Annotated in this window: 14 protein-coding genes; 8 read left to right on the forward strand and 6 right to left on the reverse strand. The window is 70.3% G+C overall.

Going from position 1 to position 14,699, the window contains the following annotated elements:
• Positions 1 to 17: 17 nt before the first annotated feature.
• On the forward strand, positions 18 to 998 hold the full coding sequence (locus ACFVW6_RS10315; protein ID WP_378826651.1) for an ornithine cyclodeaminase family protein: 981 nt from the start codon (positions 18 to 20) through the stop codon (positions 996 to 998).
• On the forward strand, positions 995 to 1,471 hold the full coding sequence (locus ACFVW6_RS10320; RefSeq protein ID WP_355281900.1) for a nucleoside deaminase: 477 nt from the start codon (positions 995 to 997) through the stop codon (positions 1,469 to 1,471). Before ACFVW6_RS10315 ends, ACFVW6_RS10320 begins: the two co-directional genes overlap by 4 nt.
• 39 nt (positions 1,472 to 1,510) lie before the next feature.
• Here ACFVW6_RS10320 and ACFVW6_RS10325 read toward each other — a convergent pair whose 3' ends face one another.
• The 3 genes from ACFVW6_RS10325 to ACFVW6_RS10335 all read right to left on the reverse strand — a co-directional run bounded on the left by ACFVW6_RS10325 (position 1,511) and on the right by ACFVW6_RS10335 (position 4,696).
• The gene (locus ACFVW6_RS10325) at positions 1,511 to 2,866 is read right to left on the reverse strand and encodes an MFS transporter (protein WP_365014830.1); all 1,356 of its coding nucleotides are present in this window, start codon (positions 2,864 to 2,866) and stop codon (positions 1,511 to 1,513) included.
• A gap of 111 nt (positions 2,867 to 2,977) precedes the next feature.
• Entirely contained in the window at positions 2,978 to 4,264 is a 1,287-nt protein-coding gene (locus ACFVW6_RS10330; protein ID WP_378826654.1) for an RNA polymerase sigma factor, read from the reverse strand.
• A 12-nt stretch (positions 4,265 to 4,276) separates the two neighbouring features.
• Positions 4,277 to 4,696 carry a YciI family protein gene (locus ACFVW6_RS10335; RefSeq protein ID WP_355281893.1) on the reverse strand — a complete coding sequence of 140 codons (420 nt, stop codon included), beginning with the start codon at positions 4,694 to 4,696 and terminating at the stop codon, positions 4,277 to 4,279.
• Positions 4,697 to 4,938: 242 nt separating this feature from the next.
• Between ACFVW6_RS10335 and ACFVW6_RS10340 the strand changes: the two genes are divergently transcribed.
• Complete coding sequence (locus tag ACFVW6_RS10340) at positions 4,939 to 5,718, forward strand: crotonase/enoyl-CoA hydratase family protein (RefSeq protein WP_355281891.1); 780 nt, start codon at positions 4,939 to 4,941, stop codon at positions 5,716 to 5,718.
• A 5-nt stretch (positions 5,719 to 5,723) separates the two neighbouring features.
• Positions 5,724 to 6,560 (forward strand): SDR family oxidoreductase, encoded by an 837-nt coding sequence (locus tag ACFVW6_RS10345; protein ID WP_378826658.1) that lies wholly within the window; start codon positions 5,724 to 5,726, stop codon positions 6,558 to 6,560.
• Here the strand turns inward: ACFVW6_RS10345 and ACFVW6_RS10350 are convergent.
• Entirely contained in the window at positions 6,526 to 7,146 is a 621-nt protein-coding gene (locus ACFVW6_RS10350) for a TetR/AcrR family transcriptional regulator (protein WP_355281886.1), read from the reverse strand. The two genes, ACFVW6_RS10345 and ACFVW6_RS10350, sit on opposite strands and share 35 nt — an antisense overlap.
• A gap of 135 nt (positions 7,147 to 7,281) precedes the next feature.
• Between ACFVW6_RS10350 and ACFVW6_RS10355 the strand changes: the two genes are divergently transcribed.
• The 4 genes from ACFVW6_RS10355 (at position 7,282) to ACFVW6_RS10370 (ending at position 11,922) form a co-directional block, all read left to right on the forward strand.
• Positions 7,282 to 8,208 (forward strand): metal-dependent hydrolase, encoded by a 927-nt coding sequence (locus tag ACFVW6_RS10355; protein ID WP_355281883.1) that lies wholly within the window; start codon positions 7,282 to 7,284, stop codon positions 8,206 to 8,208.
• A gap of 10 nt (positions 8,209 to 8,218) precedes the next feature.
• Complete coding sequence (locus tag ACFVW6_RS10360) at positions 8,219 to 9,370, forward strand: hypothetical protein (RefSeq protein WP_378826661.1); 1,152 nt, start codon at positions 8,219 to 8,221, stop codon at positions 9,368 to 9,370.
• Between the two features lie 97 nt (positions 9,371 to 9,467).
• Positions 9,468 to 10,607 carry a low temperature requirement protein A gene (locus ACFVW6_RS10365; protein ID WP_378826662.1) on the forward strand — a complete coding sequence of 380 codons (1,140 nt, stop codon included), beginning with the start codon at positions 9,468 to 9,470 and terminating at the stop codon, positions 10,605 to 10,607.
• Positions 10,608 to 10,665: 58 nt separating this feature from the next.
• Positions 10,666 to 11,922 carry a TetR/AcrR family transcriptional regulator gene (locus tag ACFVW6_RS10370; RefSeq protein ID WP_378826664.1) on the forward strand — a complete coding sequence of 419 codons (1,257 nt, stop codon included), beginning with the start codon at positions 10,666 to 10,668 and terminating at the stop codon, positions 11,920 to 11,922.
• Positions 11,923 to 11,973: 51 nt separating this feature from the next.
• Here the strand turns inward: ACFVW6_RS10370 and ACFVW6_RS10375 are convergent, their stop codons facing one another.
• Complete coding sequence (locus ACFVW6_RS10375; protein WP_355281872.1) at positions 11,974 to 13,119, reverse strand: acyl-CoA dehydrogenase family protein; 1,146 nt, start codon at positions 13,117 to 13,119, stop codon at positions 11,974 to 11,976.
• A gap of 38 nt (positions 13,120 to 13,157) precedes the next feature.
• Positions 13,158 to 14,627 carry an aldehyde dehydrogenase family protein gene (locus tag ACFVW6_RS10380; RefSeq protein ID WP_378826668.1) on the reverse strand — a complete coding sequence of 490 codons (1,470 nt, stop codon included), beginning with the start codon at positions 14,625 to 14,627 and terminating at the stop codon, positions 13,158 to 13,160.
• Positions 14,628 to 14,699 lie beyond the last annotated feature (72 nt).

Raw genomic sequence — 14,699 nt, forward strand, 5'->3', positions numbered from 1 at the left:
TTCGAGGAGTACCCGCGTTGACTCTGATCCTGTCGCATTCCGATGTGGCCGCCGTCCTCGACCGGGCCGAGGTGCTGGCCGCGGTCGAACGCGCGCACGCCGACCTCGCGCTCGGCACGGCGCTGGTCCCCGCGCCGCCCGCCGTGGCCCTCGGCGGCGCGGCCTTCGTGCCGATGGTCGCCGCCGCCGAGGCCGCCGGCGCCGCCGTGGTGAAACTGCTCGCCGACCTGCCCGCCAACCGCGAGCGCGGGCTGCCGGTGCAGCGCTCGGCCATCCTGGTGACCTCGGCCACCGACGGCGGCTGCGAGGCACTCATCGACGGGCGGCTCGTGACCGCCGTCCGCACGGCCGCCGCCAGCGCGGTGGCGACGAAATATCTGGCGCGCCAGGACAGTTCGGTTCTCGGCCTGATCGGAGCCGGCGGGCTGGCCGTCGAGCACACCCGCGCGATCGCCCGGGTGCGCGCCCTGGACACGGTGCTGGTCTGGTCGCGGTCGAGCGCGACCGTGGAACGGTTTCGCGCGGCCGTCGCCGACCTCGGCCTCGAGGTGCGGGCGCAGCCGTCGCCGGAGGCTGTCACCCGGGCCGCCGACATCCTGTGCACGCTGACGCCTTCGCGGGAGCCGATCGTGCACGGCGCCTGGTTCGGCGACGGGCTGCACGTCAACGCGGTCGGCGCGCCACCACGGGCCGATCACCGGGAGGTCGACGGCGCGGCCATGCGCCGCGCGCGGGTCGTCGTAGACTCGGTCGGTACCACGCTCACCAAGTCCGGTGACACGCTGCTGGCCATCGCCGAGGGCGCGATCACCGAGGCGGCGGTGGGCACCGAGCTGGGTGAGGTCGTCGCGGGACGGACACCGGGCCGCACCGACGATCGCGACATCACCCTGTTCAACTCGGTCGGCATCGGCCTGCAGGACCTGGCCGCCGCCCGCCTGCTCATCGACAAGGCTCGCGCCAACGGCATCGGAACGGAAGTGGACCTCAGCGCATGACCACACTCACCGAGAACGACATCACGCACCTGCGTCGCGCCATCGAGCTCGCCGGCCAGGCCTCCGCGCGCGGTGACCGCCCGTTCGGCGCGGTCGCCGTCGACCGCGACGGCCGGGTCGTCGCCGAGGGCGAGAACGCGGTGAGCAGCAGCGGCGACGTCACCACGCACGCCGAGCTGGTCGCCATCACCACGGCCACCGCCGCCGGGAAGGCCGAGGCGTTGCGCGGGGCCACGGTGTACGCCAGCGGCGAACCGTGCCCGATGTGCGCGGCCGCGATGGTGTGGGCGCAGGTCGGGCGGATCGTGTTCGCCGCCGCGTCCGCCGAGTTCGGCAAGATCCTGACCGGCGGCCCGAGTTTCGCGCTGACCTGCGCCGACCTGGTCGCCACCTCGAATGTGCCGGTGCAGGTCAGCGGGCCGCATCTGGGCGAGGAAGCGCTCGCGGTCTTCCGCGCCGCGGTCGCGGGCTGACCGGGATGCCGGTCGCCACCACGGCGACCGGCATCCGCCTCAGCGCACCGGGACGGGATCGTCGCCCAGGTCGCGCTGTTCCTCGATCGCTTCCGGGGTGCCCGGCACCTGGGTGCCACGCAGCGAGACACCCTTGGTCTCGATGAGGAACCAGGCGGCCACCAGCCCGACCAGGCAGGCGCCGAACATGTAGTACGCGGGGAACAGGTGATCGCCGGTGGCGTCGATGAACGCCTGGTTGATCACCGGAGCGGTACCGCCGAACAGCGAGGTGGCCACGTTGTAGCCGATCGCCACGCCCGCGAAGCGCACGATCGTCGGGAACATGGCGGGGAAGGTCGCCGAGATGGTCGCCAGCTGCGGCGCGTAGAGCAGGCCCAGGATCGCGAAGCCCACGATGGCACCGGTCAGCGAGCTGCCGATCAGCTTGTACACCGGGATGACCATGATCATCAGCGCCGCGCACGAGAACAGCCACAGGGGCCTGCGGCCCACCCGGTCCGAGAGCGCGCCGAGGAACGGCAGGGTCACCAGCATGGCGATCTGGCCGATCAGCGGGACCAGCAACGCGTCGGATTCCGCCATGCCGAGGGTGTTGCCGAGATAGGTCGGCGTGTAGCTGAGCAGCGAGTAATTCACCACATTGAGCGCGATCACCAAACCGAACAGGGTCAGCACCGGGCGCAGATATTTGGTCACCAGGTCGCGATAGACGCCGATGGTTTCCTCGGTCTCGTCGTTGCGTTCGACCTCGCGGAAGACCGGCGTATCCTCCACCCGGCTCCGCAGATACATCCCGACCAAACCCAGCGGCGCGGCGATGAGGAACGGAATTCGCCAGCCCCACGATTCCATGGCCGGATCGTCGAGAATATTCACCAGCAGCAGGGCCACCAGATTGCCGAGCGTGAATCCGGCCAGCGTGCCGACTTCCAGGAAACTGCCGTAGAATCCGCGCTTGCGGTCGGGCGCGTATTCGGCCATGAATGTCGCGGCACCGCCGTATTCGCCGCCCGCCGACAGGCCCTGCACCATCCGCAGCAGATAGAGCAGGATCGGCGCGCCGATCCCGATGACCTCGTAGCTCGGGATCAGGCCGACGGCCAGCGTCGACGCGGCCATCAGCACGATCGTCGTCGCGAGCACGCGCTTACGCCCGATCCGGTCACCGAGCGGGCCCCAGATCATGCCGCCGATCGGGCGGATCAAAAAGGAAACGGCGAATCCGAGCAGTGTGTAGACGACGCTCGACCCCTCGCCGTCACCGGGAAAGAGCGATGCCGCGATATACGTCGCCAGATAGGCGTAGACGCCGTAGTCGAACCATTCGACCGCATTGCCGATCGCCGAAGCACCGATCGCGCGATGCAGCACCGATTTCGATTCCTGTGACATCTACACAAACCTCTCGTCGTCGCCTCTACGGGCTACCCGACAATTAGCCGAGCAAACTTTACGACTGTGCGACGATTCCCGCGCGACCCCGGCGGCCGGAAACGTCGTGCCTCACTCGAGAGCGGTGAGTTTGCCTGTGAGAACGGTCTTTTCGCGTTCGTTGCCGCACAGCCGGATCGCCTCGGTGAACGCTTCGCGCGCTTCGGCGACCCGCCCGAGCCGGGTGAGGAGTTCGCCGCGCACACTCGGCAGCAGGTGCGACCGCGCCAGCGCTCCCCCGGCGGCCAGCTCGTCGACGATCGGCAGCGCGGCCGCGGGCCCGTCGGCCATCGACACCGCCACCGCCCGGTTCAGGTCCACCACCGGCGAGGGGGCGAGCCTGCCCAGTGCCTCGTAGAGCAGGACCACCCGCTCCCAGTCGGTCGCCTGGACCGACGGCGCGACGGCGTGACATTCGGCGATCGCGGCCTGCAGGCCGTAGGCCCCGAGGCCGCGACCGGCCTGCGCCGCTTTGGCCAGCGCCGCCCGGCCGCGCCGGATCGCGGACGGGTCCCAGCGGCGGCGGTCCTGCTGCTCGAGCAGCACCGGCTCGCCGTCGGGTCCGGTCCGGGCGGGAAAGCGCGCCGCCGTCAACTCCAGCAGCGCGAGCAGCCCGTACACCTCGGGCTCGCCGGGCATCAGCCGCGCGAGCACCCGGGCCAGCCGCTGCGCCTCGCCCGCCAGGTCGAAGCGGATGAGATCGTCGCCCGCGCTGGCCGACGACCCCTCGGTGAAGATCAGGTAGATCACCCCGAGCACCGAGCCCAGGCGCGCGCCGCGTTCGGCGGCGGGTGGCACCGCGAACGCGACCTCGGCCGCACCGAGGGTCTTCTTCGCCCTGGTGATCCTGGCCTGCACGGTCGCGGTCGGCACCAGGCACGCCTTGGCGATCTCGTCGCTGGTCAGACCGCCGACCACGCGCAACGTCAGGGCCAGCCGCGCCTCCCGGGAGAGCACCGGGTGACACGAGATGAACATCAGCGCCAGCACGTCGTCGTCGATCTGGTCGGGATCCCAGAGCACGGCGTCGGCCGTGCGCATCGGGTCGGCCGCCGCGCCGCCGGTCAGCACGCCACCCTCGCCGAGATGTCCGGCGAGGGTGGCGTAGCGGTCGTCGAGCGCGGCGCGCCGCCGGTAGGCGTCGATCGCGCGACGGCGGCCGACGGTGAGCAGCCAGCCGGCCGGTTGCCGCGGGACTCCGTCGCGCGGCCAGGTCACCAGCGCCTCGGCGAGCGCCTCCTGCGCGAGATCCTCGGCCATCGCGAAGTCGCCGGTGTAGCGGGCGAGCGCACCGACGATGCGGGCCGATTCGATCCGCCAGACCGCGGCGACCGCCTCGCGGCCGGTGTCCTGGGTCATCGTTCGTCCGGTTCAGAGCTGGCCGGTGTCCTCGCGCCAGGCCCGCTCCTTCACGATCCACTTGTTGTCCTGCGGGAACTCCTCGATGCTGGGGACGCGGCGGATCTCGGTCTTGACGCCGGGACCGGTCATCGGCATCCGCTTGGCCCACTCCACCGCCTCCTCCTTGGAGGTGACATCGAGGATGTAGTACCCGCCGAACAGTTCCTTGGTCTCGCCGTAGGGGCCGTCGGTGACGATCGGCGGTTCCGAGGCGTAGTCGACGACCACCGTCTCGGCGGGGTCGTCGAGGCCCTCGGCGGCGACCAGCACGCCGGCCCGGATCAGCTCGTCGTTGAACTTGCCCATGGTTTCCAGCATCTCGTCGAAGTCGAGCTCGGCGGCCTTGGCCCAGGCGTCGTCGGTCGCGCGCATGATCAGCATGTACTTCATGGTCTGTCTCCTCGGGTAGGTGTGGACCCGGGTGGGTCCCTGTTCATCCCTAGGTCGAACGGGCGACGACACCGATCGACAACCGACCGAAAATTTCCTCCCCGAGTTTTCCACAGTGTCCGGCGACCGCGCGAGAACCGGTGAGTAGCGCGATCCCGGGACCCACCGCGCCCCGGCGTGATACATCTCGGGGTGACCTGTCACGCGACACGGCGGACAGGCGGAGAGTCAAGGAGTTCCTCGTGAGCGCAGTCCTCGTCGAGCAACGCGAGCACGTGCTCGTCGTCGTCATCAACCGGCCGCAGGCCATGAACGCGGTCGACGCCGAGGTCAGCACGGGTGTGGGCGCGGCGCTCGAACAGGCCGAGGCCGATCCGCAGGTCCGCGCGGTCGTGCTCACCGGTGCCGGCGAACGCGCCTTCTGCGCCGGCGCCGACCTGAAGGCGCTCGGTCGCGGCGAGAACATCCTGGCGCCGGGCAACGAGCAGTGGGGCCTGGCCGGCTACGTCCGCCACCCGATCAGCAAGCCGACCATCGCCGCGGTCAACGGCTTCGCCCTCGGCGGCGGCACCGAACTCGTCCTGGCCAGCGACCTCGCCGTCGCCGCCGAGACGGCCACCTTCGGCCTGCCCGAGGTCGCCCGCGGCCTGTTCGCGGCCGCCGGTGGCGCGTTCCGGCTGCCCGAGCAGCTGCCGCGCAAGGTCGCCATGGAGATGATCCTGACCGGCGAACCGATCACCGCAGCCCGGGCGCTCGAGCTCGGGCTGATCAATCGGGTGGTCCCGGCCGACCTGGTCCTCGACGCCGCGCTCGAGCTGGCGGGCCGGATCGCCGAGAACGCGCCGCTGGCGGTGCAGGCGAGCAAGCGGGTCGCGCTGGGGCTGGTCGACGGCAAGATCGACGACGACGCCGCCTGGGACCTCACCAACCGCGAGATCATGGGCGTCGCCCGCACAGCGGACGTGCGCGAGGGCACCCTCGCCTTCGCCGAGAAGCGCAAGCCCAACTGGCAGGCCCGCTGACCACGATGCGGATCCTGGTTCTCGGCGCCTCTGGCTTCGTCGGCGGCGCACTGTTCGCGCAACTCGGCACGCGCCACGAGGTCGTCGGGACCAGCCGCCGCGGCGGATCCGGGCTGGTCCCGCTCGATCTCGCCGACGCCGGCGCGGTCCGCGCGCTCGTCGCGGACCGCGTCGACGTGGTGATCCACACCGCGGGCATCGTGGATCTGGCTGCCGCCCAACGGGATCCGGACGCCGCCTTCGCGATCAACGTGGCGCCGATGGCCGCCCTGCTCGACGCGGTCGAGGACGCGGGCGCCAAGCTCGTCTACCTGTCGACCGACAACGTCTTCGACGGCACCCGCGACACCTACGACGAGACCGCGCTGCGCACCCCGATCAACGTCTACGGCTGCACCAAGGCCGCCGCCGAACACCGGGTGCTGGCCCGCGCCGGGCACCTCGTCGTCCGGCTCCCGCTCGTCTACGGCCGCAGCCCCCGCTCGGACAAGTTCCTCGCCCGCTTCGCCGCGCCCGCACTCGAGGCGCGCACCGACATCGTGGGCACCCCGCTGTATCTGCCCAGCCTCGCGCCCCTGCTCGAGCAGCTGCTCGACGAGACCGGCGTGGTCCACCTCGCCGGCCGGGAGGCGGTGAGCCGCTACGACCTGCTGACCCGGGTGCGCGACCGCCTCGGTGCCCCGGCGCGCATCGTGCCCACCGACGCCGATTCCGGACCGCCGGACTGCCCGCGACCGCGCCGGCTGGTCCTGCGCAGCGTCCGGCACCCGCTCACCGGGCCCGATGTCGACACCGCACTGGCCGATCTCATCGGCCCGGCGTCGCCGCCGTCTGGGCGCTGATCGCGATCCCCATCCACCGGCGCAGGTAGCGCCGGAGTTCGTCGTCGGTCCGCGGTGGATCGCCCGGCGAGAGGAAGAACGACTGCATGGTGCGCAGCGCGTATTCGACGAGATCGCGCAGGGCCGCGTCGTCGTATCCGTGTGCGGCCCAGTCGACATCGAAGCGCCGGATCATCGTCATGCCGAAGGCCTGCGCCTCGTCGGAGGTCATCCGGTCGGCGTGCTGGCTCGAGTACGAGCCCGAGAGCAGGATGCCCAGGTGCGGGGTCCGGCGGACCTCGGTGAGGGTGTAGACGACGGCCTCGATCATCGCGTCGGCCGGGTCGCCGAGACCGGTGACGTGCGCGGTCAGCCGGTCGAGGAAGCCGTCCACCGAGGCGATGGCCGCGGCCGTCATCAGCGCGTCGGCGCTGGGGAAATACCGGTACACGGTCTGGCGGATGACACCGAGCGATTCCGCCACGTCGGCGATGCTGATCTCCGCCCCGGTCCGGCCGATGAGATCCACTGCGGCGGCGATGATCCGGCGCGACGCTTCCGCGTCGTCCGCCGGTGGACTGCCACCCCATCCACGTCTGCGCGCCACCGGGTGGACGCTAGCACAACCCCAGGTCAGCGCGAATTCCGCGAAAGTGATCATACACTCGGATATACATTCGTATGATTACCTCACTCCAGCCGAGCGGCTCGCGCACGCCCGAGAACAACGAGGTACTCCACCGTGACCGATCTCCACGTCCGCAAAATGGACTTCGCCTTCGCCGACTACGATGTGCCGTTCCTGTGGAACCCGCAGAACCCGGCCTTCTCCTCCATGGCCAATGCCGTGTCGTTCCTGGCGATCGGCTTCGAGAAGATGATCGTGCAGCTGATCACGCAGGCGAAGCCGCAGATCACCGACCCCGAGGTGGCCGAAGAGGCCGACGCGTTCATGCGGCAGGAGGGTCAGCACTCGACCGCGCACCGCCAGCACGTGAAGGCGCTGATCCGCCGCTACCCCGGCCTGCAGCAGACCCTCGACGCGGTGATCGCCGAGTTCGACAAGCTCACCGCGAGCACCCCGGTCAAGTACCGCCTCGCCTACACCGCCGATCTCGAGGCCACCTTCACCCCGGTGTTCAAGCTGATGCTCGACAACGACGCGAGCCTGTTCGCCCCCGGCGACGACCGGGTGGCCTCGCTGTTCATCTGGCACTTCGTCGAGGAGGTCGAGCACCGCAGTTCGGCGCTGATCATCTTCAACTCGGTGGTGAACAGCGAGCTGTACCGGATGCGGGTGGCGCCCTCGATCTTCCGGCACGTGCTGCAGGTGATCCGGGTGGCCTGCGAGGGCTTCAACGAGCATGTGCCACTGGCGGATCGGCAGGTCGACGCGCTGTCGATGTTCGCCAACTACCGGCGCGGACAGACCCTACGCCGGCTGCTGCCCGGGCTGCGGCCCGCCGACAACGGCACCATGCCGCGCGCGTTCGACGATCTGGGCCTGGGCGAACAGCTCGTCGCCCTGGGCGGCATCATCCGCAGCCAGATGCCCCGGCACAATCCCGCGCACGAGAACCTGCCCGCGCTCGCCGACGAGTGGTTCCGCCGCTACGACGAGGGCTACGACGTGACCCGCTGGTACACCGCCGATTCCGTGAGTTCCTAGGAGCACCCCGATGGCCGAGCACTGCTCCCCCACCTTCGCCGATCTCGCCACCCAGCTCGGGTTCTCCTGCGCGGAGGCAGGCGGGCTCGTCGAGTTCCGCAATCCGTTCGCCCTGGAGAACTGGACGCTGCCCGTTCTCGAACTCACCATCGTGGTCGGCGCGGTGCTCGCGCTCGTCTACGCGATCGTGCGCCTGCGCCGCCACGGCGACCCCACCGATCTGGTGCTGTGGTTCGGCGCGACCGCCTACCTGTTCGTCATCGAGCCGCCGCTGTACTTCCCGGCCGCGTTCGGCATCGAGGACCACGTCGACACGATGTTCGCGCACAACGTGTTCACCGTCGACTTCCTGTGGGGCAGGCTGCCGATCTACATCATCGCGATCTATCCGCTGATGGCCACGCTGGCCTTCGGGATCGTCCGGATGCTCGGCGTCTTCCGCCGCTACGGCGTCCTCGTCGGCGCGACCTGCGTGGGTTTCGTGCACCACGCGTTCTACGAGATCTTCGACCACCTCGGGCCGCAGCTGCGGTGGTGGGAGTGGTCGATCGACAATCCGATCAACCAGCCGATGTTCGACTCGGTCCCGGTGGGCAGTGTCGTGGTGTTCGCGGCGCTGTGGCCGATGTCGCTGGCGTTCTGCGTGCAGTACTTCGTCGGGCGTCAGGTCGATCAGGGCCGCGACTTCTCCGGCGTCGAATTGGTCTGGCGCACCCTCGTGATCGGCCTGCTGGCCTCGGTCGGCACCTTCCTGCTGCCGCTGCCCGCGACGGTGCTGGGCGCGGGCAGTACGACGGTGCGCGGCGTGGTCTACGCGCTGGAGCTGATCACGCTGTCGGTGGTGGCGGCGGTCGTCCTGGTCCGCCGGTGGCGGGACCTGCGCCGGGGCGAGACGGCGGAACCGCGCTACACGAACCCGTTCGTCCAGCGCTACGCCGTGGTGTACCTGGTGGTGTTCGCCGGCCTCTGGCTCGCCGCGCTGCCCGATTTCTTCGACGCGGTGAACGGCGAGACCGCCAACGGCGATCCGATCGGCAATCTCTGGTACACGCTGGCCTGCTTCGTCATCGCGATCCTGGCGGTCGCCGCGACGTTCACGCTGCCGCGCGCCACCGCCGACGCCCCCGAACCCGCGGTCGAGAACACGGCGGTGACCGGCTAGCTCCACGCGACCAAGGCCCGCCCACGGTGTCGGCACCGCGGGCGGGCCTTCGCGCGTTAGCATCACCCGCGCGGGGGCCGGACGGAGGAGGGCGCCGATGAACGCGCACAGCACACCCCGCGCCCGCGCGGTCTCCCCGCTCGAACTGTTCTTCGACCTGGTGTTCGTCCTGGCACTCGGTCAGCTCACCCACCATTTCGTCGCCCATCTCACCTGGCGCGGCGCGGCCGAGACCCTGGTGGCGCTCATCGCGGTGGTCGGGATCTGGACCTTCACCACCTTCGAGGTCACGATGCTCGACATCGAGCGGCGGGGCACCCAGGTGGTCACGGTGGTCGTGATGGGGCTGGGCCTGTTCGCGAACGCGGGGATCGCGCACGCCTTCGACGACAGTCCCTGGCTGTTCGTCGTCCCGATGCTGGCGGCGCTGATCGGGCCGTCGGCCTACGCGACGCTCACCGCGCCGAATCCGCCGCTGCGCGCGCACTTCGGCCGGGTGCTGCTCTGGTTCGTGGTGTCGACGCCGTTCTGGCTGGTCGGCGCCGCGCTGTCCCCGGATGCCCGGCTCGGGTGCTGGGCGGTCGCGGCGGCGATCGACCTGATCGGCACCTGGCTGGCGCATCCGCTGCCCGGCCACCGGATGCGCAGCGGCGCACTGACTTTCGATGCCGAGCACATCGTCGAGCGGATGCGCCTGTTCCTCATCATCATGCTCGGCGAGACGGTGCTGACGCTGGGCCGGGTGATCACCGACCACCACGACGACGCGCTCACCCTGACCCTGGCCCTGGGCTTCTTCCTCGCCCTGGTCTGCCTGTGGCAGATGTACTTCGCCCGCGCCGAACAGCAGGTGGTGGACCAGCTGACCGGCAGCACCGACCCGATCGCCGCCGTCCATCGCGGCCTGAGCGCGATCTACGGCGTGGTCGCGGGCCTGGTCGTGTTCGCCGCGGGCGCCGAGACCCTGCTGGCCGACGCCCACGCGCCCGCCGCGCGGACCGCGGGCGTCCTCGTCCTGGTCGGGCCCGCCGTCTACCTGCTGTCCCAGGCCTTCTACTTCCGCCGCGAGACCGGCACCGGCTGGATCCCCCGGGTCGTCGGCGCCGTCGTGCTCTGCCTGGCCGCGATCGCCGCCTACTGGCTCCCGGCCTGGCTCGTCGTCCTGACGCTGGTGCTCATTCTCGGTGCCCTCGCCGTCCAGTTCTCCCGCGACACCAGCCGCGCCACCGCCGAATAGACACGCGGTGCGCCGCCCACGAATCGGGGCGGGCCGCGTGGCTCCGTACGATCGATCCATGAGCGTCACCGACCATACCGAGCAGCGGGCCGAGACGAAGACGCCCGAGGCCGGTCCGCAGACGGCGGCGCCGGAGCGGGTGGTGCGGCGGCGGCCGAAGAACCGGCGCGCGCAGATCGCGGCGGAAGCGGCCACCGCGTTCGGTGCGCACGGGTATCACGGTGTGAGCATGGAGGACATCGCCGGTCGGCTCGGCATCAGCTCGGCGGCGCTGTACCGGCACTATCGCAGCAAGTACGCCCTCTTCCGCGAGGAGCTGTTCCGGCTGGCCGAGGTGACCGTGCAGGCGGTGACCCTGCCCGACGACGCCGCGAGCTGGACCCCGAGGGAGCGCCTCGATCACGTCATCGACGCCATCATCGCCAAGACCATCGGCAACCGGTCCACCACGGCGCTGGTCCGCTGGGAGCGCCGCTATCTCGACGACGAGGACCGCCAGGCCCTCGACGACAAGTTCGCCGAGGCCGTGCGCCTGCTCGGCGCCATCGTCCGCGAGCTGCACCCCGAATTCGCCCGCGACGATGTCGCGGTCCGCTCGGTCGCGGTGTTCAGCGTGGTCAGCAGCATCGGCGATCACCACGCGACGCTGCCGACCCGGCTGCTCACGCCCCTGCTCGCCGCGACCTGCCGGGCCCTGATCGACGTCGAGCTGCCCGCACCGGAGCCGACGCCGGCCCCGCCGGCGCCGGAGCCGGGATCGCCGTTCATGCACGAAGTGCTGCTGACGAAGTCGGTCGAGCTGTTCCACGAGCGCGGCTACCAGAACGTCAGCGTGGAGGACATCGCCACCGCCGCCGAGCTGGCCACGGCCTCGGCCGTGTACCGCTACTACCGCAGCAAGAGCGACCTGCTCGCCGCCGCGTTCCGCCGCGCGGCCGACATCGTCTCGGGCGCGATCGGCCCGATGGTGACCGCGTCGGCCACCCCCGCCGACGCGCTGTCGGGCCTGATCGACCTGTATGTCGACGGCTCGTTCGCCGAGCGGGCGCTGACCTACGTCTACTACGCCGAATTCGGCAATGTCGCGGCCGAGGACCGGGTGACGCTGCACCACATCCAGCAGCTGGTCATCGCCGAGTGGACCAAGCTCCTGGTCCAGGTCCGCCCCGAGCTCTCCGACGCCGAGGCCCGCATCCTCGTCCATGCCGGGTTCGCGCTGGTCGTCGACCTCGGCCGCGCCTTCGGTGACGACGGCATCGCGCCCCGCAACCGCGTCACCACGCTGCACCGCACCACGCTGTTCGGCCACGCCTGACCCCCTCGCCGCCGCCGGGAGAGGGTGCGGCGGCGAGGGGTCGGTGGACCGCTACAGACCCAGGGTGCGACCGATGATGTCGCGCTGGATCTCGCTGGTACCACCGAAAATGGTCGACACGAGCGCGCCGCGGACGTGCTTCTCCATGTCGAACTCGCGGGCGTAGCCGTAGCCGCCCATCATCTGCATGCCTTCCAGCGCCACCCGCTTGCTGACCTCGGTGGCCTTCAGCTTCGCCATCGACGCCTCCCTGGCCAGCACCTTGGTCGGGTTGGCGTCGGCCTCCTTGGCCACGCTGTAGATCAGCAGCTTGGTGCACTCGATCTCGGTGGCCAGATCGGCGAGGCGGTGCCGCAGCGACTGGAACGAGCCGACCGGACGGCCGAACTGCTTGCGCTGGGTGACGAAGGCGATCGTGTCCTCGAACGCGCGCTCTGCGGCGCCCAGGCTCATGGCGGCCAGGATGAGCCGCTCGAAGTTCAGCCCGGTCATCAGCTGACGCCAGCCGTTGCCCTCCTCACCGACCACCGCGTCCTCGGGGAGCACGCAGTCGGTGAAGTACAGGTCGTTGGTCTCCTTCTGATTGCCCATCAGCTCGATCGGCGAGATCTGCAGACCGGGCGTATCGGCGGGCACGTGGAACATCGTCATGCCCTCGTGCTTGCCGCCCTCCTTGGAGGTCCGGGCGACGAGCAGGATGTTCTCGGAGATGTGCGCGTTGGAACACCAGGTCTTCTGGCCGTTGATCAGCCAGCCGTCGGCGGTCTTGACCGCCTTGGTCGACAGGTTGCCCACATCCGAGCCCGCCTCGGGCTCCGACATCGAGATCGACTGCGAGGCACCGCGCACGATGCCGCGCAGCACGTTGTCCTTCTGCGCCTCGGTGCCGAACTTGGCGTAGGCACCACCGGTGATCAGCGTCGGGCCGATCGCGCCGATCGGCAGCATGCCGCGCAGCGACTCCTCGAGCAGGATGCACATGTCGACCATCGAGGCGTCCGAGCCGCCGTACTCCTCGGGCACCGTCAGCCCCAGCCAGCCGAGCTCGGCCATCTTCGCGTACACGCCGGGGTTGTGCTGTTCCCTGTCGTGCTCGGTCAGCGCGTCGCGCTGTTCCCGCGTCCCCGCCTCGCGCTTGGCGAACGCGGCCACGGCCGCGGCGAAATCCTTCTGTTCCGGGCTGAATTCGACGCCCATACTGTCCCTCTTCTTTCCGTACCGATCGATGGATGGGTCTACTTGGCTCGCCCGAAGCGGCGAGCGGTGAGCTTGCGCACCGTCGACAGCGTCGACTCGGTGCGGGCGAACGAGAGCAACGCCATGCCGGGAATCACGAAGCGCTGCCGCGCGATCGAATGCGGCCGGGTGAACCCGAGCAGGCCGGCGGCGCCGTGGATGCGGCCGATCCCGGACTCGCCGACACCGCCGAAGGGCAGCGCCGGGATCGCCGCATACGCGGCCGGGCTGTTCACCGAGGTCGCGCCCGCCCGCAGCTGCCGGGCGATCGCCATGCCGCGCTTGCGCGAGAACACCGAGGAGGCCAGCCCGTACTCGGAGGCGTTGGCCAGCTCGATCGCCTCCTCGACATTGCGCACCGAGCGCACGGTGAGCGTGGGCCCGAAGGTCTCCTCGCGGACCGCGATCGAGTCCTCCGGCACATCGAGCAGCACGATCGGCCCGACGAACGGCGCCTCGATCGACGCGGGCCCGCCCACCACGGCGGTGCCGCCCTTGGCCAGCGCGTCCTCGACATGCTTGGTGATCACGTCGACCTGGCTCGGCAGCGTCATCGGACCGTAGGAGGCGTCCGTGCCGGAACCCGGCCGCAGGTCGGTGACCCGCTTGGTCAGCTCGGCCAGGAACTCGTCGAGCACGGAGGCGACGACGTAGCAGCGCTCGGTGCCCACGCAGGTCTGCCCGGAGTTGGCCATCGCCGACCAGGCGATCGCGTCGGCGGCGGCCGCGATGTCGGCGTCCTCGGCCACGATCGCGGCGTCCTTGCCACCGCATTCCAGTACGACCGGGGTGAGCCGCGCGGCGGCCGCGGCCATGATCCGCTTGCCCGTCGCGGTCGACCCGGTGAACGCGATCATGTCGACGCCCGACTCGACCAGCGCCCGGCCGGTCTCCCCCGGACCGCTCACCACGCTCAGAATGCCCTCGGGCAGGGCGGGATTCGCCGCGGCGAAGGCGTCGGCGTACCAGTGGCCGACGCCGGTGGTCAGCTCACTGGGCTTGAAGACGACGGTGTTGCCCGCGGCCAGCGCGTAGGCGATCGACCCGTTCGGCGTGTACACCGGGTAGTTCCACGGCCCGATCACGCCGACCACGCCGTGCGGGCGCTGCTCGATCACGGCCTCGTGGTTGGCCATCATCATTCCGGGCCACACCTTCTTCGGCCCCAGGATCTTGCGGGCGTTCACCGCGGCCCAGTTCAGGTGCTCGACGGCGGTGACCACCTCGAGGTAGGCGTCGTCGGCGGTCTTGCCGTTCTCGGCGCTGATCAGCGCCACGAACTCGTCGACATTGACGACGAGGTGGGCGGCCCATCGTTGTAAGGCCCGCTTCCGCTCCGTGAACCCGAGTTCACGCCAGGTCTGCGCCGCCACGCGGGCGCGCTCGACCGCCGCGGCGACCGCGGCGGCGTCGTCGACCGGCCAGCTGCCGACCGGCTCGCCCGTCGCCGGGTTCACGGTGGCGATCATTGTCGCAGAAATAGGTGCGGTAGTGGGGGTTTCGGTCATCCTCGACCATCCTTCGGCCAACTCGGTGATCAT

Origin of the sequence: Nocardia sp. NPDC058244, from assembly GCF_042882065.1 — a bacterium.
Lineage (GTDB): Bacteria > Actinomycetota > Actinomycetes > Mycobacteriales > Mycobacteriaceae > Nocardia.